Annotated in this window: 24 protein-coding genes; 14 read left to right on the top strand and 10 right to left on the bottom strand. The window is 69.9% G+C overall.

The features are described 5' to 3' along the window. Positions 1–59: 59 nt before the first annotated feature. Positions 60–740, bottom strand: coding sequence for a fasciclin domain-containing protein (locus tag BLV49_RS10520; RefSeq protein WP_091187206.1), 681 nt, complete (start codon positions 738–740; stop codon positions 60–62). Between the two features lie 144 nt (positions 741–884). Here BLV49_RS10520 and BLV49_RS10515 point away from each other — a divergent pair, with 144 nt between their 5' ends. From BLV49_RS10515 to BLV49_RS10505, 3 genes are all read left to right on the top strand, one after another. Continuing rightward, entirely contained in the window at positions 885–2594 is a 1710-nt protein-coding gene (locus BLV49_RS10515) for a cytochrome c biogenesis protein DipZ (protein ID WP_245723613.1), read from the top strand. A 75-nt stretch (positions 2595–2669) separates the two neighbouring features. Continuing rightward, positions 2670–3080, top strand: coding sequence for a DUF4383 domain-containing protein (locus BLV49_RS10510; RefSeq protein WP_091183716.1), 411 nt, complete (start codon positions 2670–2672; stop codon positions 3078–3080). Positions 3081–3141: 61 nt separating this feature from the next. Beyond that, entirely contained in the window at positions 3142–3702 is a 561-nt protein-coding gene (locus tag BLV49_RS10505; RefSeq protein WP_091183713.1) for a hypothetical protein, read from the top strand. A gap of 61 nt (positions 3703–3763) precedes the next feature. Here the strand turns inward: BLV49_RS10505 and BLV49_RS10500 are convergent, their stop codons facing one another. The 4 genes from BLV49_RS10500 to BLV49_RS10485 form a co-directional block, all read right to left on the bottom strand. Further along, the gene (locus tag BLV49_RS10500) at positions 3764–4162 is read right to left on the bottom strand and encodes a four-helix bundle copper-binding protein (RefSeq protein WP_091183710.1); all 399 of its coding nucleotides are present in this window, start codon (positions 4160–4162) and stop codon (positions 3764–3766) included. Positions 4163–4261: 99 nt separating this feature from the next. Beyond that, the gene (locus BLV49_RS10495) at positions 4262–5047 is read right to left on the bottom strand and encodes an anti-sigma factor (RefSeq protein WP_091183706.1); all 786 of its coding nucleotides are present in this window, start codon (positions 5045–5047) and stop codon (positions 4262–4264) included. Continuing rightward, complete coding sequence (sigK, locus tag BLV49_RS10490; RefSeq protein ID WP_245723612.1) at positions 5044–5616, bottom strand: ECF RNA polymerase sigma factor SigK; 573 nt, start codon at positions 5614–5616, stop codon at positions 5044–5046. Before sigK ends, BLV49_RS10495 begins: the two co-directional genes overlap by 4 nt. 102 nt (positions 5617–5718) lie before the next feature. Continuing rightward, complete coding sequence (locus BLV49_RS10485; RefSeq protein ID WP_245723611.1) at positions 5719–6291, bottom strand: MarR family winged helix-turn-helix transcriptional regulator; 573 nt, start codon at positions 6289–6291, stop codon at positions 5719–5721. 64 nt (positions 6292–6355) lie between these two features. On the opposite strand from BLV49_RS10485, the gene BLV49_RS10480 reads away from it, so the two are divergent. The 7 genes from BLV49_RS10480 to BLV49_RS10455 are packed head-to-tail and all read left to right on the top strand — an operon-like array spanning position 6356 to position 12859. Beyond that, on the top strand, positions 6356–7456 hold the full coding sequence (locus BLV49_RS10480; protein ID WP_176980815.1) for a polyprenyl synthetase family protein: 1101 nt from the start codon (positions 6356–6358) through the stop codon (positions 7454–7456). Beyond that, complete coding sequence (locus tag BLV49_RS10475) at positions 7453–8319, top strand: phytoene/squalene synthase family protein (RefSeq protein ID WP_091183697.1); 867 nt, start codon at positions 7453–7455, stop codon at positions 8317–8319. The genes BLV49_RS10480 and BLV49_RS10475 overlap by 4 nt, the downstream gene beginning before the upstream one ends. Continuing rightward, positions 8316–9860: a phytoene desaturase family protein gene (gene crtI, locus BLV49_RS10470; RefSeq protein ID WP_091183693.1), complete on the top strand. Its 1545-nt coding sequence runs from the start codon at positions 8316–8318 to the stop codon at positions 9858–9860. Before BLV49_RS10475 ends, crtI begins: the two co-directional genes overlap by 4 nt. Further along, a complete protein-coding gene (locus tag BLV49_RS10465; protein ID WP_091183690.1) occupies positions 9857–10180 on the top strand; it encodes a lycopene cyclase domain-containing protein in 324 nt (107 codons plus the stop codon). The genes crtI and BLV49_RS10465 overlap by 4 nt, the downstream gene beginning before the upstream one ends. After that, positions 10177–10503 carry a lycopene cyclase domain-containing protein gene (locus BLV49_RS17220; protein WP_245723610.1) on the top strand — a complete coding sequence of 109 codons (327 nt, stop codon included), beginning with the start codon at positions 10177–10179 and terminating at the stop codon, positions 10501–10503. The genes BLV49_RS10465 and BLV49_RS17220 overlap by 4 nt, the downstream gene beginning before the upstream one ends. Then, positions 10500–11390 carry a prenyltransferase gene (locus BLV49_RS10460; protein WP_245723609.1) on the top strand — a complete coding sequence of 297 codons (891 nt, stop codon included), beginning with the start codon at positions 10500–10502 and terminating at the stop codon, positions 11388–11390. Before BLV49_RS17220 ends, BLV49_RS10460 begins: the two co-directional genes overlap by 4 nt. Then, a complete protein-coding gene (locus BLV49_RS10455) occupies positions 11387–12859 on the top strand; it encodes an SDR family oxidoreductase (RefSeq protein WP_091183683.1) in 1473 nt (490 codons plus the stop codon). The genes BLV49_RS10460 and BLV49_RS10455 overlap by 4 nt, the downstream gene beginning before the upstream one ends. A gap of 3 nt (positions 12860–12862) precedes the next feature. Here BLV49_RS10455 and BLV49_RS10450 read toward each other — a convergent pair whose 3' ends face one another. Next, complete coding sequence (locus tag BLV49_RS10450; RefSeq protein WP_091183680.1) at positions 12863–14500, bottom strand: DHA2 family efflux MFS transporter permease subunit; 1638 nt, start codon at positions 14498–14500, stop codon at positions 12863–12865. A gap of 93 nt (positions 14501–14593) precedes the next feature. Between BLV49_RS10450 and BLV49_RS10445 the strand changes: the two genes are divergently transcribed. From BLV49_RS10445 to BLV49_RS10435, 3 genes are read left to right on the top strand one after another with little or no spacing between them, the layout of a single operon-like run. Beyond that, complete coding sequence (locus BLV49_RS10445) at positions 14594–14947, top strand: DUF7882 family protein (RefSeq protein ID WP_091183677.1); 354 nt, start codon at positions 14594–14596, stop codon at positions 14945–14947. Between the two features lie 9 nt (positions 14948–14956). Beyond that, positions 14957–15385 carry a pyrimidine dimer DNA glycosylase/endonuclease V gene (locus BLV49_RS10440; RefSeq protein ID WP_091183674.1) on the top strand — a complete coding sequence of 143 codons (429 nt, stop codon included), beginning with the start codon at positions 14957–14959 and terminating at the stop codon, positions 15383–15385. Between the two features lie 32 nt (positions 15386–15417). Beyond that, the gene (locus tag BLV49_RS10435; RefSeq protein WP_091183671.1) at positions 15418–16320 is read left to right on the top strand and encodes a TIGR01777 family oxidoreductase; all 903 of its coding nucleotides are present in this window, start codon (positions 15418–15420) and stop codon (positions 16318–16320) included. A gap of 52 nt (positions 16321–16372) precedes the next feature. Here BLV49_RS10435 and BLV49_RS10430 read toward each other — a convergent pair whose 3' ends face one another. Together BLV49_RS10430 and BLV49_RS10425 are read right to left on the bottom strand one after the other, a co-directional pair. Then, positions 16373–16855 carry a pyridoxamine 5'-phosphate oxidase family protein gene (locus tag BLV49_RS10430; RefSeq protein WP_091183667.1) on the bottom strand — a complete coding sequence of 161 codons (483 nt, stop codon included), beginning with the start codon at positions 16853–16855 and terminating at the stop codon, positions 16373–16375. Positions 16856–16884: 29 nt separating this feature from the next. Then, positions 16885–17748, bottom strand: coding sequence for an SDR family oxidoreductase (locus tag BLV49_RS10425; RefSeq protein ID WP_434061455.1), 864 nt, complete (start codon positions 17746–17748; stop codon positions 16885–16887). A gap of 852 nt (positions 17749–18600) precedes the next feature. Here BLV49_RS10425 and BLV49_RS10420 point away from each other — a divergent pair. Further along, on the top strand, positions 18601–20037 hold the full coding sequence (locus tag BLV49_RS10420; RefSeq protein WP_091183662.1) for an HNH endonuclease signature motif containing protein: 1437 nt from the start codon (positions 18601–18603) through the stop codon (positions 20035–20037). Positions 20038–20228: 191 nt separating this feature from the next. Here BLV49_RS10420 and recR read toward each other — a convergent pair whose 3' ends face one another. Together recR and BLV49_RS10410 are read right to left on the bottom strand one after the other, a co-directional pair. Next, a complete protein-coding gene (gene recR / locus BLV49_RS10415) occupies positions 20229–20825 on the bottom strand; it encodes a recombination mediator RecR (protein WP_091183659.1) in 597 nt (198 codons plus the stop codon). Positions 20826–20828: 3 nt separating this feature from the next. Next, the gene (locus BLV49_RS10410; protein ID WP_176980814.1) at positions 20829–23321 is read right to left on the bottom strand and encodes a DNA polymerase III subunit gamma and tau; all 2493 of its coding nucleotides are present in this window, start codon (positions 23319–23321) and stop codon (positions 20829–20831) included. Positions 23322–23387: the final 66 nt, after the last annotated feature.

The raw sequence follows: 23387 nt of genomic DNA, 5'->3' as shown, positions 1-23387 counted from the left end.
AAGCGGTCCCCGCTCGAGGAGGCTCGAGCGGGGACCGCGGTCTGCGAGGTTCTGCTACTTCAAATCGACGGCGGCATGAGCACCGAGTCGATCAGGTAGACGGTCGCGTTGGCGGTGTGCACGCCGCCGCAGATCACGCTCGCGTCGCCGACCATAAGGTCGTCGCCGCTCCCGGTGACCTCGAGCGACTCGCCCTCGACGGTCTCGTGCTCGCCCGCGATGGCGTCGGGCGCGATCTGGCCGGGAACCACGTGGTAGGTCAGAATCGTCTTCAGCATGTCGGCGCCCTCCGGCGTCTTCAGCGAATCGACGGTCGCGGGGTCGAGCTTCGCGAACGCGTCGTCGACGGGAGCGAACACGGTGAACTCGTCGCCGTTGAGCGTGTCGACGAGGTTCACGTCGGGATTCAGCTTGCCCGACACCGCCGACACGAGCGTCGTGAGCATGGGATTGTTGGATGCCGCAACGGCGACGGGGTCGGCGGACATGCCCTCGATCGAACCGGGACCGTCGGGAACCTCGTCGGCGTACGCCTGGCAGCCCGGCCCCACGAGGTCAGCGGCCGGATCCGCCATTCCGGCATCCGACGACGAGTCCTCCTTCGGCGTCGACTGCGACTGATCCTTCGACGTGTCGCCCGTCATGTCACCGCTGCCCGAGCTCGAGCAGGCCGCGAGGCCGAGCGTCGCGGCGGCGGCGATGGCGAATACCGCGAGCGTGTTCCGTGATGTGGTGCGCATGATCACTCCTTCGTCTGTCGTTCCCGGTGCGGGAACGTCGCGTACAACCGGGGTTCGGAACGACGTGCCCGGCGGATTGGACGGATTTCCAAACGGATGCCGCCGGCAGCTCCGAACCCCGGCCGATCACACCTGGAGGACACAGTGCTCGCGATTCTTCTCATCGGATTCCTCGGCGGACTCGTCACGGGCATCTCGCCGTGCATCCTGCCGGTGCTGCCGGTCGTATTCCTCTCCGGCGGCATGCAGTCCGGCCGCGTCGAGGGCGCGAGCCCGTCACGCTGGCGGCCGTTCCTCGTCATCGCGGGACTCGTCACGAGCTTCAGCGTCGTCACCCTCGTCGGCTCGCTCGTGCTGTCGCTTCTCGGCCTGCCGCAGGACGTGCTGCGCTGGGCGGGCATCGTCGTTCTCGTTCTCATCGGCGTCGGGCTCATCGTGCCGGGCTTCCAGCACCTGCTCGAGAAGCCGTTCTCCCGCATCCCGCAGAAGGCGGTCGGCACGAACCGCAACGGCTTCGGCCTCGGCCTCGCGCTCGGCGCCGTGTACGTGCCGTGCGCCGGCCCCGTCCTCGCGGCGATCACCGTCGCGGGCGCCACGGGCCGCGTGGGCGCCGACACGATAGCGCTCACGCTGTCGTTCGCGATCGGCGCGGCGATCCCGCTTCTCGTCTTCGCGCTCGCGGGCCGCGGCGTCGCCGAGCGCATCCGCGCGTTCCGCTCGCGTCAGCGCGGCATCCGCCTCACCGGCGGCATCCTCATGATCGCCCTCGCCGCCGGGCTCGTCTTCGATGTCCCCGCCCAGCTGCAGCGTCTCATCCCCGACTACACGGCGCAGATCCAAGAGCGCATCGCGGGCTCCGACGAGGTCAGCAAGGCCCTGAACCTCGGCGGCATCGTCACCGAGCAGAACAAGCACCTCGACGAGTGCTCGAACGGCGCCACCGAGCTCGAGTCGTGCGGCACCGCCCCCGACCTGACTGGCATCACCGCGTGGTTCAACACGCCGGGCGATGCGCCGCTCAGCCTCGACGAGCTGCGCGGGAAGGTCGTGCTCATCGACTTCTGGGCGTACTCGTGCATCAACTGCCAGCGCTCCATCCCGCACGTCACCGCCTGGTACGACGCCTACGAGGACGCCGGTCTCGAGGTGATCGGCGTGCACTCCCCCGAGTACGCCTTCGAGAAGAAGGAGGCGAACGTGAAGGCGGGCGCCGCGGCCCTCGGCATCCGGTATCCGGTCGCGATCGACAACTCCCTGTCGACGTGGACGACGTACCGCAACCGCTACTGGCCCGCCCACTACCTCATCGACGCGAAAGGCGTCGTGCGTCACATCACATTCGGCGAGGGCGGCTACGACACGACGGAGAAGCTCATCCGCCAGCTCCTGACCGCCGCGAACCCCGACGTGCAGCTGCCGCCGCCCACCGACGTCGCCGACACGACCCCGGACGCCGCGCAGACTCCCGAGACCTACCTCGGCACGACGAAGGAAGTGAACTTCTCGGGCAACGAGGCGTACTCGGCGACGACGACGCACTTCCGGCTGCCTCGGGAGCTGCCGCGCGACTCGTTCGCCCTCGACGGCGACTGGGAGCTCGGCACCCAGTCGATAACGCCCGCGGCAGACGCCGCCCGCATCCGCCTCGCGTTCACGGCGGGCCACGTGGAGATGGTGCTCTCGGGCGAGGGCACCGTGACGATCACCCGCGGCGACGGGAGCACGGACACGATCGAGGTGTCCGGGGTGCCGCGCTCGTACGTCGTCGTGACGGATGCCGCGAGCGGAACCGGCACGCTCGACGCCGAGCTCTCGCGCGGCGTCACGGCGTACTCGTTCACGTTCGGCGGGTGAATTGTCCAATCCGCTCGGCACGCGACTCCGAACCCCCTGTGCACGGCCCCGCCGCGCATGACAAAGGAGGCAACAATGAAATCGTCACCGAACCGACTGCTCGCCACCATCTTCGGCGCCGTCTACCTGCTCGTCGGGCTGCTCGGCTTCGCCGTCACGGGAGGCGTCGGCTTCATCTCGAACGAGGGCGGACTGCTGCTCGGAATCTTCATGGTGAACCCGCTGCACAACGTCGCGCACTTGCTCATCGGAGCCGCACTCGTCATCGCGGGCCTCGCGAACGCGCGCGCCGCGAAGACGACGAACATCGTGATCGGAGCCGCGTACCTGCTGCTCGGCATCGTCGGGTTCTTCCTCTCGGGTCCCGCGAACGTTCTCGCGCTCAACGTTCCCGACCACTTCCTGCACCTCGGCAGCGCCGTCATTCTGCTGGGCGTGGGGCTCGGCGCCGAGAAGTCGACGCGCGTCGAGAGCCGGGTCGCGTAACCGCTCGGGGCGCCGCCGCGTTCGGCGGCGCCCTCTCGTTCCTGTGAGGAGGAGGCCGCTCATGGACATCACACTCACCGCTCACCCGCACGGCGCGGCGCAAGCCAGTCCCGCGCGTGAGGCGACGGCCGATCGCCCCGTGACGCGCGCCGTCGCGGGACTCGCGCTGCTCGGCGCGGGGCTCGTGCACTTCGCCCTCGCCCCGCAGCAGGGGCACGCGCTGCTCGGCGTGCTCGCGGCGCTCGGCGCGGCCGAGCTCGCGGGCGCCGTCGGCATCCTCGCCGGGCGGCTGCGGGTGAGCACGCGCGCCGCCGTCGCCGCGACGCTGCCGCTCGTACTGTGCGCCGCGCTCGCCCTCGGGCCCGCGGTGCTCGGCGTCGGCACGCCGCTGCCGGCGCTGCCGCTGCTCGCGGGAGCGCTGCTCGGCGTCATCGCGGCGCTGAGCCTTGCGGCATCCGCTCGGCTCACCCCGCGCACCGGCGCGCACCCGTGGAGGTTCACGCTCGCGCTCGTGATCGCGGCAGCGGTGCTGCCATTCATCGCGGTGCCGGCGATGTCGAGCGCCCAGTACCCGACTGGGGACGCCCCCTCGATGTCGCAGCTCCACGGCCATCATCACTAGGCCGTGGAGCGGACGCGCCGCCGTGCCTGCCCGTTTCGGGCGCCGGCGGGGCGTTTCGGTGTCAGAGCGCGCCGAGCAGGTCGGCGCAGGCCTTCTCGCAGCGGCGGCAGACGTCGGCGCAGATGCGGCAGTGCTCGTGCATGTCGGCGTGGCTCGCGCACTCGTCGCCGCAGCGCCGGCAGGCGGTGCGGCACGCCTCGAGCACGGCGCGGGCGACGTCGGCGTCGAACCCGGTGTGCCGTGACAGCACGTTCGCCGTCGTCGCGCACACGTCGGCGCAGTCGAGGTTCGCGCGGATGCACGTGCGCAGGTCCGCGACCATGTCCTCGGCCAGGCAGGCGTCGGCGCACGCGCTGCATGACTGGGTGCACTCGAGGCACGCCTCGATGCAGGCGGCGAGCGCGGCGCCGTCCGCGCCGAGGTCCTTCGGGTATCTCTTCAGCATGTCACTGACGGTCATGTCCGCTCCTCACGTTGCGTTGTCAGCGCCAGGCTAGGCGCCGCGCCGCCGCCGGCCCAAGGGGTTGCGCGGCGGCGCCGTGTGCGGGACGGCAGGAGCTCAGGGGGTCTCGATGGCGAGGATCGGGTCGCTCGTCGGCTGCGTCGACCCGCCCTTCGGCTCGACCGTGACGCCGACCGTGGTGCCCGCGTGCATCGTGCCGTCGAGCACGTGCCAGGCCGTGCCCGAGCTGCGCACGTCGAACGTGCCGGCGGCCACGGCGCCGTCGGCGCCGATGTACCACGCCTCGTACACGGTGCCGGACTCGAGCTTCGGCAGCGCGTCGAAGACGAGCGCCGACCGGCCGAGCGACGGCGACCAGACGAGCGTCGCGGCGACGCCATCGCTCGAGACGCTCTGGCGCTGCATGTCTTCGGCCGCGTAGATGCTCGCGAGCTCGTCGGATGCCGTGACCGTGGTCGCGCGGTCGGCGACGATCGCGCCCACGAGCGCTCCGCCGGAGAACACGAGAACCCCGGCGACGGCCGCCGCGACGATCATCGCAGCGGGACGCTCGAACCAGCGTCGACGTGCGGCGCGCTCCGCCGCTCCTGCACGGACTGCGCCCGAGGAAGCCGCGTCGCGCGCGGACGCGCCGGGAGCGGCATCCGGAGTCTCCTGCGGCAGACCCGCGATCGCGGAGAGGATGTCATTGCGCAGCGCAGCCGGGGGCTCAACCGGCTCGGTCGCACCGCCGAGCTGCGCCGCGACCTCCCGGTGCCGGGCGACCTCGGCGGCGAGAGCAGGGTCGGCGGCGAGGCGGCGCTCCATCGCGGCGCGCTCGACGTCGCTCAGGGCGTCGAGGGCGTGCGCCGCGGCATCCGTGTGCTTGTCGTCTCGCGTCATGCTGTCACCCCCAGCGCAGCTCGAAGTCTGTTCATTCCATCTCGCAGTCGTGTCTTCACCGTGCCGAGCGGCGCGCCCGTGGCGGCCGCGATCTCGCTCTGCGAATAGCCACCGTAGTACGCGAGGGTGATGGCCTCCCGATGCGCGTCGCTCAGGCCCTGCATCGCCCGTCGCACGCGCTCGGCCTCGATGCGGATGTCGCCCGCCTCGGCGACCGGATCGTACGCCGTCTCGACGTCTCGATTGGCGACGCGGTCGTCGCGGTCGCGACCCGACTGGGAGGAGCGCACACGGTCGACGGCGCGCCGGTGCGTGATCGTGAAGATCCAGCCGAGGGCGCTGCCGCGAGCGCGGTCGAAGCGCGGCGCGGTCTGCCAGATCTCGAGGAACACCTCTTGCGTGACCTCTTGCGACTGGGCGTCGTCGACGAGGATGCGGCGCACGAGCCCGTGCACGCGCGCGGCGACGCAGTCGTACAGCGCTGCGAACGCCGCCTGGTCCCCCGCGCCGACCTTGTCGAGCAGCACGCCAACGTCGACGGCGACGGTCGGCTCGGAGTCAGAGGTCACGGCTGCCAGTATGACAGGCGAAACCTCGCGAATCGCGTACTCCAGAGCAATGACCACACAAAGGGTTCGACGCGCGGGCCCGATCGGATTGCTCGAACCGCATCAGAGCTCGACGTCGTCCGTGGCGACCTCGCTCAGCGGACCGACGGGAACGTCGGCCTCCGCGAGCCGCGAGAGGAACCGGATGACGGTCTCCCGCTCGGCGGGCTCCAGCTGCGCGGCGACGGCGAAGCGGCGGGCGTGCTGGCGGCCGACGCTCTCGCGCGCCGCGACGCGCGTCGACTCCGTCACCTCGATGCACACCGTGCGACGGTCGGTCGGGTGCGGCCGCCGCACGACATGGCCGCCGGCGACGAGCCGATCGACGAGCTTCGTCGTCGAGGCGCTCGAGATGCCGACAGCGCGCGCGATGTCCTTGGGGGTGACGACCTCGCCCTGCTCGCGCGCGCGAATGAGCAGCCTGATCGCGCGCATGTCCGTCTCGTTGAGCTTCATGTAGCGCTTCGACGCGTTCGCGAGCGCCTCTTCGGCCGTGCGCCAGTTTCGCATCGCCCGCATGACCTCGAGCGACTGCTCCACGTCGCGCCGAGTCAGGCCCGTTCGATCGACGAGATCCGACGCGTCGGCGAAGTACCGGTCAAGCATCTCGGAGGTCTCATGCGATTCGGCGGGCACGATGACATCCTAGCGTTCGCGTGCTAGGTTGAACTCTCGCCTGTCTAACGAAATGGGAGCTACCGTGTCTCGAGCGACTGCCCTGGCGCCTCACGGCTCAGCCGTGCCGGGCCGACCGGAGCCCGGCGACCTCGCCGCTCTCGTGGACGCGCGGTTGCGTGAGCTCATCGACGAGCGCCGCGACAGCAGCCGGTCGCTGCCGCAGCCCTTCGCCCAGCTGTGGGAGTGCCTCGCCCACCTGGTGAGCGGCGGCAAGAAGATCAGGCCGCGGCTGCTTCTCGAGGCCTACGCTGCCCTGGGCGGCACCGATGCACGTGCGGCCGTGGACGCCGCGTGCGCCACGGAGCTGCTGCACGTCGCGCTCATCCTGCACGACGACGTGATCGACAAGGACCTCGTGCGCCGCGGCGAGATGAACATCTCGGGCCACTTCGCCTCGCAGGCGATGCTTCGCGGCGCTGACATCACACGCGCGCGGGGCTGGGGCGAGACGTCGTCTCTGCTGGCGGGCGACCTCATGCTCACGCTCGCCCAGTCGCTCCTTGCTCGACTTCCCGTCGCCGCCGAGAAGCGGCTCGGCGCGCTCGACGCCTTCGACCGAGCGGTGTTCGCGAGCGCCGCGGGCGAGCATGCGGACGTCTGGTTGAGCCTCAACCTCGAGCAGGCGAGCGCGTACGACGTGCTCTCGATGATCGAGAACAAGACCGCCGCGTATTCGTTCGAGGCCCCGCTCACTCTCGCCGGCATCCTCGCCGGCGCCGAGGACGCCCTGCTCGCCGAGCTCGCCGCGATCGCGAAGCATCTCGGCGTGATCTACCAGCTGCGCGACGACGTGCTCGGCGTGTTCGGCGACGAGCACGAGACGGGCAAGTCGACGCTCAGCGATCTGCGTGAGGGAAAGGAGACGCTCCTGGTCACCTTCGCCCGCGCCGACCGCTCCTGGCCCGAAGTGCAGCACTTGTTCGGCGATCCCGAGCTCACCCCGGACGGCGGCCGACGACTGCGCGCCGCGATCGAGGCCTCGGGCGCTCGCGACCTCGTGGAATCGCTCATCACGGACCGCTGCGAGCACGTCAATGCACTCGTGTCCTCCCCGTCCATCCCGACAGCCCTGGCCGACCGGCTCTCCGCCCTCGCCGAGACCTGCGCCGCGCGAACCGCATGACAACGACCGATCTCTCGCTGTACACCGCCACCGCCCGAGCGAGCGCCGCCGTCGTCATCGCCCGGTACTCGACCTCGTTCGGCTGGGCGAGCCGGCTCCTCGATTCGTCACGTCGCGCGCACATCGCGAACATCTACGCTCTCGTCCGCGTCGCCGACGAGCTCGTCGACGGACCGGCGACGGCGGCCGGGGTCAGCACGGCGGCGCAGCGGGAGCTTCTCGCCGACCTCGAGAGGGAGACGGAGCGCGCGATCCGGCAGGGGTACAGCACGAACCTCATCGTGCACGCGTTCGCGACGACGGCGCGCGAGCACGGGATCGGGGCCGAGCTGTGCCGCCCGTTCTTCGCGTCAATGCGGCGGGATCTCGACGGGGCCGGCTACGACAAAGACGGTCTCGACGCCTACATCTATGGCTCGGCCGAGGTCGTGGGGCTCATGTGCCTCGCCGTCTTCGAAGCCGGCGCCACCCGGACCGACGCCGAACGCGAGCGGTTGCGGGCGGGAGCGCAACGCCTCGGCGCCGCCTTCCAGAAGGTCAACTTCCTGCGCGACTTCGCGGGTGACCACGACGAACTGGGACGCACCTACCTCGCCGGCGCGAGCGCCGCGCTCACCCCCGACGCGCAAGCGCGCGTGATCGCCGACATTCGCGCCGACTTGCGCGCCGCCGACGCCGCGCTCCCCCTGCTCGGGGCCGGATGCCGCCCCGCGGTCTGGGCGGCGCGTGCCATGTTCGGGGCGCTCGCCGATCGTCTGGAGGCGGCATCCGTCGCCGAGCTCATGCGCTCCCGCGTGCGCGTCCCGAACGTCGTGAAGGCTCGGATCCTCGCCCGCGCTCTCGCGATGAAGGCGGCGCGATGACGCGCGCCGTCGTGATCGGCGGCGGCGTGAGCGGTCTCGCGACCGCGTGCCTGCTCGCTCGAGACGGGCACGAGGTCACGCTTCTCGAGCGGCATGCCGAGTTCGGCGGCCGCGCCGGCGTGTGGGAGCACGAGGGGTTCACGTTCGACACGGGACCGTCGTGGTTTCTCATGCCCGAGGTGTTCGACCACTTCTATCGGCTCATGGGCACGAGCACCTCCGAGCAGCTCGATCTCGTGGGCTTGAGCCCCGGGTACCGCGTCTACGGCGAGCCGGAGTCGTCCCCTTCCGCGCCCCTCGATGTGCGAGCCGGTGCCGCCGAGGAGCTCTTCGAGTCCCGCGAACCGGGGGCCGCCGGCCGCATTCGCCGCTACCTCGTCTCCGCCGGCGCCGCCTATGACTCGGCCGTGAAATCGTTCCTCTACAACCCGTTCTCCTCGTGGCGGAGCCTCGCCTCCCGTCACGTGCTCGCGGCCGCCCCCGCCGTGCTTCCGTTGCTCACCCGGTCGCTGTGGTCCTTCATCGCCCGCCGGTTCACCGACCTCCGACTCCGGCAGATTCTCGCGTACCCCGCCGTGTTCCTCGGCACGTCGCCGTTCGAGGCTCCCGCGCTCTACCACCTCATGAGCCACCTCGACCTGACGGCGGGCGTGCAGTACCCGCGCGGCGGCTTCGGCCGCGTCGTGTCATCGCTCGTCGACCTCGCGCGCGCCAACGGTGTCGACCTGCGCTCCGAGAGCGATGTCGTGCGCATCGACAGCTCGGACGGCGCCGTTCGCTCGGTGACGTTCGCTCGGCACGGCGCGACAGCCCGCATCGACGCCGACATCATCGTGTCGTGCGTCGACGAGCACCACACCGAGACCGTGCTTCTCGAAGAGGCCGACCGCTCGTATCCGGAGCGCCGGTGGCGGAAACAAGTGACCGGTCCAAGCGCGGTCCTGGTCATGCTCGGCGTCGAGGGAGAGCTTCCCGAGCTGCTGCACCACACCCTGTTCTTCGCGAACGACTGGCGCGACAACTTCGACGCGATCTTCTCCGCGCCCGGCCGCATCCCCTCGCCGCCCTCCCTCTACGTGTGCCGGCCGAGCGCGACCGACGACGGCGTCGCCTCCGCCGGGCACGAGAACCTCTTCGTGCTCGTTCCGATCCCGCCCGATCCCGCGATCGGCCGCGGCGGGATCGCGGGCGGGGGCGACGCGCGCGTCGAAGCGATCGCCGACGCCGCCGTCACCCAGATCGCCGACTGGGCCGGCATCCCGGATCTCACCTCGCGCGTCCGCGTCCGCCGCACCGTCGGCCCCGCGGACTTCGCGGAGCGGTTCAACACCTTCCGCGGCAGCGCCCTCGGCCCGGCCCACACGCTCACGCAGAGCGCCTTTCTGCGCGGCGTGACGCGCTCGAAGCGCGTGAGCGGCCTGTACTACGGCGGAGCGACAACCGTGCCGGGGGTCGGCCTTCCCATGTGCCTCATCAGCGCGGAGCTCGTGCTCAAGCACGTTCGCGGCGACCACTCGCCCGGCCCGTTGGAGGAGCCGTGAGCATCGTCTACGCCGCAAGCCTCATCGTCAGCGCCGCGTGCCTCGCCGTCATCGACGCGCGATTCCGACTCGTGATCGGGCGGATGCCGCTTCGCGCCGTCGCCGCGCTCGTCGCCGGTGTGCTCTTCTTCGCCTGCTGGGACGCCGCCGGCATCGGCCTCGGCGTGTTTCGCCACCTCGACTCCCGCTGGGCGACGGGAATACTGCTCGGCCCGCAGTTCCCGCTCGAGGAGCTGCTGTTCCTCGGCTTCCTCAGCTACCTCACGCTCATCCTGCTCAGCGGCGCGCGCCGCCTCGACGAAAGGCGGTCGCGGCGGTGACCTACCTGCTCATGTCCGTGCCGTTCATCGTCATCGCGGGCGTCGTGTTCGCGATCGGATGCCGCCACGCGGCAGCGCTCGGCGGCATCCGCCCCTACCTGCTCTCGTGGGCCGCCGCCGCGGTGACGCTCCTCGTGCTCACGGCCGTCTTCGACAATGCCATGATGGCCGCCGGCCTCTTCGACTACGGGGCGGACAAGATCTCCGGCGCACGGCTCGGGCTCATGCCGCTCGAGGACTTCCTCTACCCTCTCGCGGGCTCGCTTCTGCTCGCCGGCCTGTGGCAGCTGCTCGGCTCCCACCGAAAGGACGCCCTCGCGTGACCGGCATCCTGACCACGACCCGCACGCTCCTTCTCGCGTCCCGCCCGCTGAGCTGGATCAACACGGCGTACCCGTTCGCCGCCGTCTACCTGATCACGACCGGCACAATCGATGCGGCGCTCGTCGTCGGGACCGTGTTCTTTCTCGTGCCGTACAACCTCCTCATGTACGGCGTGAACGACGTGTTCGACTACGAGTCGGACCTCGCGAACCCGCGCAAGGGCGGAGCCGAGGGAGCCAAGCTGCCGCCCCGACTGCACCGCACGACGCTCGTCGCCGCCGCAGCGGTATCCGCGCCCTTCGTCGTCGCGCTCGTCGTGCTCGGCGCCCACCGGCCGGTGTCGCTGGCCGTGCTCGCTGTGAGCCTCTTCGCCGTTCTCGCCTACTCGGTTCGCGGGCTGAGGTTCAAGGAGATTCCCGTGCTCGACTCGATCACCTCGAGCACGCACTTCGTCACGCCCGCCCTGTACGGTCTCGCCCTCGCCGGCACGGCCCTCACGCCGGGCATCGTCGTGACGATGATCGCGTTCTTCTGCTGGGGAATGGCGAGCCACGCGTTCGGCGCCGTGCAGGACATCGTCCCCGATCGCGAGGCGGGGATCGGCTCGATCGCGACGGCGTTCGGGGCCCCCGCGACCGTGCGCATCGCGTTCGCGCTGTGGACGCTCGCGGGGCTGCTGATGCTCATCACGCCGTGGCCCGCGCGCCTCGCCGCCCTCGCTGTCCTCCCCTACCTCGCGAGCGTCGCTCCCTACCTCGGCGTCGACGACGCGCGCTCCGGTTCGAGCAACCGGGCGTGGCGGCGCTTCCTCGCCATCAACTACGTCGTCGGCTTCGCCGTGACGATGCTGCTCATCGTCTGCGCCATCGAAGGGATGTTCAGATGACTCGGGTACTCGTGACCGGCGCGACAGGCTACATCGGGGGGCGCGTCGTCCCGCAGCTCCTCGACGCCGGTCACGAGGTCACGGTCTTCGTGCGCTCCCCGTGGAAGCTCAGGGACGTGCCCTGGCGCGGCGACGTCCGCATCGTCGAGGGCGATCTTGCGGATGCCGCGGCAACGCGCCGCGCCATGGCCGACGCGCACGTCGCTCTCTACCTGGTGCATTCGATGAGCGCCGGTGGCGACTTCGCGGCGGCCGAGAAGCAGGCCGCGTCGACATTCGCGCGAGCTGCCGCCGACGCCGGCCTCGACCGTATCGTCTACCTGGGCGGGCTGCACCCCGAGGGTCGCCGCCTGTCGAAGCACTTGGCCTCTCGTGCCGCCGTCGGGCGCATCTTCCTCGACGCTCCCGTTCCCGCTATCGTGCTGCAGGCCGGCATCGTGATCGGCTCCGGCTCCGCGTCGTTCGAGATGATTCGGCATCTCACCGAGGTGCTGCCGTATATGCCCGCCCCGCGCTGGGTGCGCAATCGCGTCCAGCCCATCGCGATCCGCGACGTGCTGCGCTATCTCGTGCGGACGGTCGACGTGCGGGGAGAGATCAATCGCACGTTTGACATCGGCGGCCCCGACGTGCTGCGTTACGGGCAGATGATGAACGGCTACGCCGTCGAGGCGGGCCTCCGCCAGCGTCCGATCGCATCGCTGCCCGTTTTCACACCGTGGCTCGCCTCGCAGTGGGTGAACGTCGTCACCCCGGTACCGCGTCAGATCGCGATTCCCATCATCGCCTCACTGCAGCACGACTGTGTCGTGACCGAGCACGACATCGACGATCTCATTCCGCGACCGCCTGAGGGCCTGCTGCCGTATCGCGCCGCCGTTCGACTCGCGCTCAAACGCGAAGCGGACGCGCAGGTTGACACGAGCTGGCAGAACGCGACAGTCGCGGGAGCGCCGAGCGACCCGCTTCCGAGCGACCCGGAGTGGGCCGGGTTCACCGTCTACACCGATGAGCGCGAACGCTCGAGCAGGGCTCCAGCGGAGGCCGTGTGGCAGGTCATCGAGTCGATCGGCGGGACGCGAGGCTGGTATTCGTTTCCCCTCGCGTGGACTGCGCGCGGGCTCATCGACCGGCTCTCGGGCGGTGTGGGAATGCGCCGCGGTCGGCGTCACCCGTCTCACCTGAACACGGGAGACGTCGTCGACGTGTGGCGCGTCGAATCGCTCGACCGGGGCCGTGCGCTCCGGCTGCGCGCCGAGATGCGGATGCCCGGTCGAGGCTGGCTGGAGCTGAGCGTCGAACCGGCGGGCACCGGGAGCCGGTACCGCCAGCGGGCCGTGTACTTCCCGAAGGGCCTGACCGGCCGGCTCTACTGGCTCACGCTTCTGCCCTTCCACGGCCTCATCTTCACCGGCATGGCGCGCAGCATCATCCGTGAAGCAGAGAGCATTGCCGCCCGAAGCGCCTGATTCTCACGGCTCACCGCGAACCTGCGCCCAACGCGCCGTTTTCGGCGGCGGCATCCTTCCCTCGCGTTCGGCGTCCCTCACACCTGAGCCGAGCGAAGCGGTGGCCGCGAGGCCGACAACCAGGAACCCCGCGGCGGACCACGCGGCCGCGCGCGTACCATCGCTCAGCGCTGTGCGCGCGTCGGCGGCGAACTCGCTCGTGCGGGCATTCTGCTCGAGCGGGCCGATCGCCGCTCCCGCGCTGTCAACCACAGTCGTCACGATTCGGTCGCGCGTGCTCGCCGGCACGCTCGCGTCGTCCAGAAGTGAGCCGAGCACGGTTCCCGTGGAGCTGAAGAGCACGGTCCCGAGCACCGCGATGCCGAGGGCCGAACCGATCTGACGCGCCGTGCTCTGGGTTCCGGAGCCCCTCCCGCTCTCGGAGAGCGGCACGTCGGCGAGCACGACTCCGGTGAGCTGCGCCGTCGCGAGTCCCACCCCGAAGCCATAAACGAACAGGAAGACGGTCAGTGGAAGCCACGGCGTGTCCGGGCCGACGACGAATCCGATGGCTCCCACGCCGACGATCTCGGCGATGATTCCCACGCGCACGATGATCACGGGCGCTACGCGATTCCCGAAGGCCCCCGCGAACCCACTCGCGAGGAAGGCGCCGCCGGCGAGCGCGAGGAGAACCAGTCCGGTTTCGACGGCAGAGTAGCCGAGAGCGTTCTGCAGCCAGATCGGCAGCGCCAGCACAATGCCGAACTCTCCGAGCGAGACGATGAGCGCAGCGATGTTGCCGTTCCGGAACGACGGAATGGCGAACAGGTCGAGCGCCAGCATCGTGGACCGCCCGCGTCTACGGCGACGCCACGCGCTCCCGACGAACAGCACGCTCGCCCCAAGCGCGAGGAGGAACACGAACGGGATGATCGACACCTCGAACGGCCAGGCCCAGTCGCCGATGCGCAGCGTCGCCTTTGTCAGCCACCAGCCATACACGCGGCCCTCGATCAGGGCGAACACGAGACTTGCGCTCGCGATGATCGACAGCACCGCACCAGCGATGTCAATGCGTTCGTGTGACTGCGCGTCGCGCGACTCGTCGACGGTGACGAGGGCTCCGAAGATGATCAGCACGCCGAGGGGAATGTTGATGCCGAACGCCCAACGCCACGAGAACTCCGTCGTGAGCCAACCGCCGAGGAGCGGCCCGAGAGCGGTCATGCCGCCGATCGTCGACCCCCATACGGCGAACGCGAGAGCGCGCTCCCTCCCACGGAATCCCGCGTTGATGAGGGAAAGGGTCGTGGGGAGAACGAGTGCGCCGCCGACGCCCTGCACGAGCCGCGAGGCGATGAGGAAGGCACCCGTCGGCGCACAGGCGGCCGCGATCGAGGCGAGCGCGAAGACCGCGACGCCGATGATGAGCAATAGGCGTCTTCCCCGGCGGTCCGCAATCGTGCCGAAGACGAGTAGCAGGGAGGCGAAGACGAGCGTGTACGACTCCTGAATCCACTGCACTCCTGTCGAGTCGACGTCGAGCTCGGTCACGATCGAGGGGATCGCGACATTGACGATCGTCGAGTCGACGATGATCATAGCGACGGCCAGGCTCACAAAGACGAGACCGAACCAGCGTCGACGGGGCTCCGGCATGATTCTCCTAGCTCGGGTAATTACTAGCTAAGCTAACGATACTCTTGGTGTACGGTCCCCGGCACCGCCCGGTGAGAGGAGCATGATGGAGGGATGGGACACCTCATTTACGCGAACTCTGCAAGCTACGACTTCGACGACCGGGTACTCGCGCACTTGAGGGTCGTGATCGGCTCGCGCCTTCGCCGGCGCGAGAGCTTCTTCCTGAGCTGGACGACGGATGCCGAGCACGGCTCGGGCCGCAGGACGGTGTGGCTCTCCCCCGACGTGCCGCTCGCGTTCCACTTCTCGAGCGCGCACCCCGTTCGGCTCAACCGCGAGTGGCTCGACGTCCTCTCGCAGCTCGCGCACAGCGTGGACGGGCTCACGCTCGTGAGCGAGGAGCAGGCGCACGGGATGCACGGCTCGCTTCTCGCCGACAAGCGCGAGTACGCCGACGAAGGCTGAGCCCGCTCCATGAGACTCTGGTCGGTGCACCCGCGCCACTTCGACAGGCAAGCGCTCACGGCGTGCTGGCGTGAGGCGCTGCTCGCGCAAGCGGTGATCGTCGCGCCGGGCCGCGGCTACTCCCGGCACCCGCAGCTGCAGCGGTTCCGGGAGGCGGCCGACCCGCTCACCGCGATCGGCGCGTACCTGCACGGCATCGCCGACGAGGCCGACGCGCGCGGCTACCGGTTCGCGCGCGAGAAGATCACCTCAGGCGCCGACGCTCCTCGTCTGGAGGTGACCGACGGTCAGCTCGACTACGAGTGGGGGCACCTGCTCACCAAACTGCAGGCGCGCAGCCCCGCCGTGTGGGAGCACTGGCGCGAGGTGGCCCGCCCTGAGCCTCATCCGCTGTTCACTGTCGTGCCCGGCCCGATCGCCGTATGGGAGCGCCCCTGACGCCGTGAACCGGCGCGGGGCTACCATGGCGTATGGCTGAACGGGTTCTCATCGCCGGCGCCTCCGGCATGATCGGCACGGCCCTCGCCGCGCAGCTGCGCGACGCGGGGGCCGAGGTGCACACGCTCGTGCGCGGCATCGCCCGCACGACGACCGAGCACGCGTGGGATCCCGCGTCCGGCCGCGTCCCACAGGAGGTCATCGATCGGGCGGATGCCGTCGTGGGGCTCTCGGGTGCGAGCCTGTCCCGCCTGCCGTGGACGCCTGGATACCGGCGCACGATCCTGCGCAGCCGCATCGACACGACGGCGACGCTCGCCGCCGCGATCACCCGCTCGGCGACGCCGCCGCGCGTGTGGGTGAACGCGTCCGCCGTCGGCTTCTATGGCCGCGTGCCTGGCGACCGCCCCTTCGACGAGTCATCGCCGCAAGGCGAGGGGTTCCTCGCCGGCGTCGTCGGGGAGTGGGAGGATGCCGCGAGGCCGGCATCCGACGCGACCCGACTCGTCTTCGCCCGCACCGGCGTCGTGCTCGGCCCGGAAGGCGCCGTGAAACCGCTCGCGCTCGCCGCGCGGCTCGGCGTCGGCACGACCTTCGGTACCGGAAACCAACGGTGGCCGTGGGTGGCGCTCGAGGACGAGGCCCGCGCGATCCGCCACGCGATCGACACCGAGGCGATCAGCGGCCCGATGAACATCGTGGCGCCGGCGCACGACACCGCCGCCGACGTGTCGCGGGCGATCGCCGCGGCGCTGCACCGGCCGTCGTGGCTGCGGGTTCCCGGCCCGCTCGCCCACACGCTGCTCGGCACCGCCGCCGACGAGATGCTGCTCGGCGACCAGCCCGTGGCGCCGCGCGTTCTCGAGCAGACCGGCTTCAGGTACGCGCAGCCGAGACTTGCGGATGCCGCCGCCCGCGCGGTGCGGCGCGCCTGAGTCCGGCGCGCCGGCCGCACGCCGGCCGGCGGCATCCGACCATCTCTCCCCCTCAGAGATCGAGCGTCTTGTTCTCCCCCACATCGGGCTGCGCGCCCGTGACGGCGGAACGGGCGAGCTTGAACGCCGTGACGACCTTGGGCTCGTCGCTCGTCCAGTACTCGGCCGTGTCCGCGTGCACGACCACGAGGCTCAGGTCGGGGTCGTCTTTGCCGCCCGGGAAGAACGCGTCGACGGCGGGCGACCAGTACTCGTCGATGCGCGACTGGTCGTGAACGACCTCCGCGTGCCCCGAGATCGAGAGGTACCCCATCGACCCGGTCTTCATCGCCGCGTTCACTTGCGGGTTCGCCTGGATCTCCTCGGTCTTGTGCGAGTCGTGCTTCGTGATGAACCACAAGTCGCCGTCGAACTCGACCTCCTGCACGGCAAGCGGCCGGCTCACGAGCTTGCCCTCGCTCGTGCACGTCGTGAGCAGCGCGATCTTCGACTTCTTCACCAGCTCGGCGACGGTCTTGATGTCTTCCACGCTCATGCGAGTCTCCCTTCTCGTTCGCCGCTGGGTTACGGGGTCGGCATTCCGCCGTTCACGCTCAGCGTCTCGCCGATGACGTAGCTCGACTCCGAGGAGGCGAGGAACACGTACGCCGGAGCGAGCTCCGTCGGCTGGCCGGCACGGCCGATGGGCGTCTGGCTGCCGAACTTCGGCAGCTCGTCCTTCGGCTGGCCGTCGGACACCTGCAGCGGGGTCCAGAACGGCCCCGGCGCGACGGCGTTCACGCGGATGCCCTTCGACGCGAGCTGCTGCGCGAGTCCCTTCGTGAAGTTGTTGATCGCACCCTTCGTCGTCGCGTAGTCGAGCAGCGTCGGCGACGGCAGGTACGCGTTCACCGATGTCGTGTTGATGATCGACGACCCGGGCTTCAAGTGCTTCAGCGCGGCCTTCGTGATCCAGAACATGGCGTAGATGTTCGTCTTGAACGTCTCGTCCCACTGCTCGTCCGTGATGTCCTCGATGCTCTGCTGCGCGATCTGCTTGCCCGCGTTGTTGACGAGGATGTCGAGCCCGCCGAGCTGGCTCACGGCGTCGTCGACGAGTTTGCGGCTGTTCTCGGGGCTGCTGATGTCGGTCGGCAGCGCGACGGCCTTCTTGCCCTCCTTCGTGATGAGGTCGGCGATGCGCTGCGCGTCCTTCTCCTCGGCCGGTAGGTAGGCGATCGCGACGTCGGCGCCCTCGCGCGCGAACGCGATGGCGACGGACGCGCCGATACCCGAGTCGCCGCCCGTGATGAGCGCCTTGCGGCCCTCGAGCCGGCCGGTGCCGCGGTACGTCTCCTCGCCGTGGTCGGCCTTCGGCTGCAGCTCGGCGTCGAGGCCGGGCTCGGGCTGATCCTGCTTGGGCGGTTCGATCTTGGGGAACCGCGTCACCGGATTCTGAAACGCCAACTGGTCGTGTGCCACCGTGTGTCCCTCCCTGTGGTGAGTGCCGACGCGGGCGCGTGCGCTGTGAGCTCGTCGTTCTGCGCCACCATCGCGTCGGTCCGTTCACGCTAATCGTCGGATGCCGCCGACGGCAGAGGCTTGCGCAATCACGAGCCGCCGCCTAATGTCGCCGGCCCGTTGAACGATCTCCTGTCGTCGAGGCGGAGACCGCTGCCGCCGACCTGCGACCCGGTCCCTGCGCTGAGCGTCGAGGTGAGAGCGAATGCCGGCTGGGTCGATTCCGGTCGCCTCATGCGGCGCGGACGGGTGCCTGCGAACTACGCCTTTCGAACGCACCGAACAGCCGCGTACCCGAGCGTCGAAACACCACGGCGCCGATTGGGCATGCTGCCGTCTCATCACGTCCCGCTGCTCACGACCTGATCGACCCATGCCGTCGCAACTCGGCTGCTCGCGACGCGATCGACCACGCCGTCGTGATCTCGCCGAGGTGATCGGCCCATGCCGTCGTGATCCCGCCACTCGCGATGTGATCGAACCATGCCGTCGCGATCTCGCCTAACAAAAGGATAACGAGCAGCCCCACCGAACACCGCGCCCCGTCGCAGGTGCCACCTCGCTTCGTCGACCACCGCCAACAAGCCGCTTCTTCCACACACAGGCCCCATCCGCCGAAACGCAGCCTGGAGACCACGATTCGCCGCCACGTGACCCCGGGGGCCCCAGAATCACTTCCCGAAGGGTCGACTTCTCGTCCACAGGCGGCCCATTCGGCGACCTTGTCGAGTTCGTAGCTTTGTTCGAGTAAATGTCGGTGGGTGGTGATTGACTATCGTCATGGAATTCGAAGATGAATCACGGGGAAGACCCCCAGACCCCGACGGCCCCGGCCGCCGGGCCGACCGGCTCTCGGGCCTGGTCGACAGGCTCGTCGCGCAGCAGGCGAGCATCTCCCGCGCACAGGCGAAGATGACCGGTCAGCTGGTGAACATTCTCGAGACCGCGTTGTCGGACCCCGATGTGTTCACCGAATCGACGCGCGGTGACAGCCGAACCGTCGAGCAGGTGCGCCGGTCGCTCCGCTCCGAACTCGCGCTCGCGCTGCACCTCTCGGAGGGCAGGGTGCAGTCATTGCTCGACACGGCCGAGGTGCTCGTCGCCGACTTTCCGGACACTCTCCGGTCGCTGAAGGCCGGCCGGATCTCGTTGCCGCACGCGGAGTGCATCGTTCGGGAGTCGACCGGACTGGATCGCGACGACCTCGCCGTGTTCGAGGAGGCGGTGTTGGAGTACGCGGAGACGAGCACACCGAGCCAGCTGAAGGCGCAGGCGATCCGCATCCGGGAAGGCCTTGCGCCGGAGTCGATCACCGAGCGCCACACGAGCGCCCTCGAGGAGCGGCGCCTGGAAGTGTGGAAGGGCCACGACGGCATGGGCTGGCTCGCCTGCTACGACCGCATCGAAATCGTGCAGAGCCTCTACAACGCGTCCCACGCCACCGCGAAGTCGTTGCGGAAAGCGGGCGACGAGCGCACCGTCGCCCAGCTGACCGTCGACTCGTTCGTCGACGCCGCGATGACGGGCTTCGTCAGCGGCACCGACCCGGCCGACGATGACGCGGCGACAGGTCCCGCGCTGGCTGGCCGTATGGGGGCGATTCGCCCGACCGTGCACGTGACGGTTCCGGTGTTCACACTCATGGGACTGAGTGACGAACCGGCGGATCTCGAGGGATACGGGCCGATCGACCCCGAGACCGCCCGCCGGCTCGCCGCACAGGCGCCAAGCTTCACCCGCCTGCTGACGAACCCCGAGACCGGCGCGGTCCTCTCGGTGGGCCGCGACCGCTACCAGGTGCCCGCGGACCTGCGGAAGGCGATCGAGATCCGGGACGTCACCTGCCGGTTCCCGGGCTGCAACCGATCAGCCCGGCAGTGCGACCTCGACCACGTGGTCGATTGGCAGTTCGGAGGTGAGACCGACCTCGACAACTGCCAGGCCACGTGCAGAGCGCATCACACTCTGAAGCACGCGACCAGATGGGCCGTCGAACGCGACCCGATGGGCAACGTCATCTGGACATCACCTCTCGGACGCAGCTACCGAATCCGGACGGAATCGAAGGTCGGATTCGAGCCCCTCGATCGGGACCGGCCGGTAGATGACCACGAGATCGCTGACCTCGTCGGTGCCGACCCCGATGAGCCAGTCGACGCGACCACCACGGACGACGAGAAGTGGGCCGACGAATACCCGGAGAATCCGGAGTTCTGACGGGAGCAACCTGACCGGGCCCATCGAGCGCTGACCGCGCTCGAGCTCATTGGGCGTCCCTGCCCGCGCGGCACTAATTCAGCGGATCTGGCGTATTCAGTAGGTGCCGCGGGCGGCGGTTCGAGAACAGCACACTTCTACGACAAGGACGTCCCGCCTCCGGGACGATCCTCGCTTCGGCGAGCCTGCGATCAGCCGAGGACGGTGCGGCCCTCGAAAGCGCGCCCGAGGGTGACCTCGTCGGCGTACTCGAGGTCACCGCCGACGGGAAGCCCGGATGCCAATCGGGTGACGCGGATCTCCAGCGTCTTGAGCAGCCGGCTGAGGTACGTCGCCGTCGCCTCACCCTCGAGGTTCGGGTCTGTTGCGATGATGACCTCCGTGACCGTGCCGTCGGCCAGGCGCTGCATGAGCTCGCGAATGCGCAAGTCGTCGGGACCGATGCCGTCGATGGGGCTGATCGCGCCGCCGAGCACGTGATACAGGCCCCGGAACTCGCGGGTGCGCTCGATCGCGACGACGTCCTTCGCCTCTTCGACGACGCAGATGAACGAGTGGTCGCGACGCGGGTCGCGGCAGATTGCGCACTGCGACTGCTCCGCCACGTTCCCGCAGATCTCGCAGAAGTGCACCTTATCGCGCACTTCGACGAGCAGTTCGGCCAGGCGCGAGACGTCGAACGACTCCGTCTGGACGATGTGGAACGCGATGCGCTGCGCCGACTTCGGCCCGATGCCCGGGAGCCGACCGAATTCGTCGATCAGCTCTTGGACGATTCCTTCATACATGGATTAGTTGAACCTCTGCTGCGGCGTGTACTGCTGCTCTTCGATGAAGCGCGCCCGAAGCACTTCCCTGACGACGGCCTCGCCGTAGCGGGAGCGCTGCTGGCGCTCTGGCCGTTCGGGCGCCGGTTCGGCGGGCGCGACGTGCGGCGTCGGCGCGGCGACCTGTGCGGGGGCGCTCGCCTGCGGGGACGGAGCACCGGCATCGGCGGTGTGTGCGGGAGTCGGCGCCGCAGGGGCAGCCGCCACTGCTGCTGCCGGAACAGACTCGGCAGGGACGTCGTCGTACTCGTCGGCGGGAGGCTCACTTGCCCACTGCTCGTCGTCGGGCTCTGCCCACGCCTCGGCGGCACCGCCGGACGGAGCAGCGTTCTCTGCCGTGAGGTCTTCTGGGTCGTCGGCCGGAATCTGCACGACGTCCCAGCCGGTCACGGGGCCGGACGGAGCCTCGGGCGCCGAGGGGGCAGGCGCGGACTGCGGAGAACGAGCTGCGCCGGAAGACGCGGGCGCCGCGCCGACGCGTACTCCGACGGTAGACGGGCTCTGCCCGTTGGTGGCACGCGGCTCGGCCGCACGGGGCTGGTCGGCCGGCGGCGGCGCGTCGTCGTAGGGGTCGTACGGCGGTTCGTCGTCGGCCGGCGCCCAGTCGTCGGGGATCGCAGGCTCCTCGCGGGCCGGCGCCGGATGGCTCGCGGCATCCGTTCGGTGAGGTTCGTCGGAGGGCGCACCCTCGTCGACGGGTTCGGCGGCGCGCTGCTCGGAGCGCGGTGTCCGTGGCGCCGCGGACGCGGGCTGCGGCGCGGGAGCCGTGCGCGTCGGCTGCTGCGCGGGCGGCGGACCGGAAGGGGCGCCTTCGACCTTGGCGATGTACTTGACGCGCACGCCGAGCACTTCGAGGATCGCGCTGCGCAAGTGCTCGCTCGGGCCGTCTCCCGCGTTGAGCTTCTTGAACGCGTCGACGTCCTTCGGGCTCGGGAACACGAGAGTGAGCACGTCATCGGCGTAGTCGCGCACGTCGGAGTTCATGATGAGCATCCACGACGCGCGCTTGGCGGCGGCGACCTTCTCGAGGATCTCGGGCCACGTGTCCCGCACGAGCTTGAGGGTGACCGGTCCGGTCGGCTTCGGTCGCGGCGCCGGCTGCGGAGTCGGGGACGGTGTCGGACGCGCATCGACCGCCGGTGCGGCCGGGGTGGGAGCACTCGGGGTCGCCGCCTGCGGTGCCGGAGCGCTTGACGTCGAGGGAGGTGCGGCGGGCGTACTCGGAGCCGGTGTAGGTGCCGCAGGGGCGTTCTGCCGCTCGATCGACGAGTCGATCGCGGTCGCAGCCGCTTCCGGCATCCCCGCTCGACGCTCGAGCCGCTCGACGCGCGCGAGGGCGCCGCGCTCGGTCTCGTCGACGGCGGGCACCAGCATCCTAGCCACCATCAACTCGAGGTGCAGCTTGGGCGAGGTCGCGCCCGTCATCTCGGTGAGCGCCGTGTTCGCGATGTCGGCGATGCGCGACAGCTGAGCCTGCCCGAACAGGGCCGACTGGGAGGTCATGCGGTCGAGCTCGTCTTGCGGGACGCCGCGCAGGACGGATGCCGCCGCGCCCTGCGTCGCCGCGACGACGATGAGGTCGCGCAGTCGCTCGAGCAGGTCGTCGACGAAGCGGCGCGGGTCCTGCCCGGTCTGGATGACATGGTCGATGGCCGTGAACGCCGCTTTCGCGTCGTTGCGGCCGAGCGCCTCGACGGCCTCGTCCAGCAGCGCCGTGTGCGTGTAGCCGAGCAGCGCGACGGCACGCTCGTAGCCGACGGTGCGGCCGTCGGAGCCGGCCATGAGCTGATCGAGAAGCGAGAGCGTGTCGCGGGGCGAGCCGCCGCCGGCGCGCACGACGAGCGCGAGCACGCCCGGCTCGACGGTGACGCCCTCCTCGTCGCACAGCTTCTGCGTGTACTCGAGCATCTGCGCGGGCGGCACGAGCCGGAACGGATAGTGGTGCGTGCGCGAGCGAATCGTGCCGATCACCTTGTCGGGCTCCGTCGTGGCGAAGATGAACTTCACGTGCGGCGGCGGCTCCTCGACGATCTTGAGCAGCGCGTTGAAGCCCTGCGGCGTGACCATGTGGGCCTCGTCGAGGATGAAGATCTTGTAGCGGTCGCGAGCGGGCGCGAAGATGGCGCGTTCGCGCAGGTCGCGCGCGTCGTCGACGCCGTTGTGGCTCGCCGCGTCGATCTCGACGACGTCGAGGGAGCCGCCGCCGGCTCGGCTGAGCTCGACGCAGCTGGGGCACACGCCGCACGGAGTGTCGGTCGGGCCCTCGGCGCAGTTGAGGCAGCGGGCGAGGATGCGCGCCGACGTCGTCTTGCCGCAGCCGCGAGGACCGCTGAACAAGTACGCGTGATTCACGCGGTCGGAGCGCAACGCGGTGCGGAGCGGATCGGTCACCTGAGACTGCCCGATCATCTCGGAGAAGTTCTCGGGCCGGTAGCGGCGATACAGGGCGGTAACCACGGAGTCAATGCTAACGGTCGGCGCCGACATTCGGCTGGGCGAGAAACGAGCCGCCGGGAGACGCCA

Source organism: Paramicrobacterium humi (genome assembly GCF_900105715.1).
GTDB lineage: Bacteria > Actinomycetota > Actinomycetes > Actinomycetales > Microbacteriaceae > Paramicrobacterium > Paramicrobacterium humi.
Note: the sequence above shows the minus strand (reverse complement) of the source record. Positions and strands in the feature narration are given on the sequence as shown.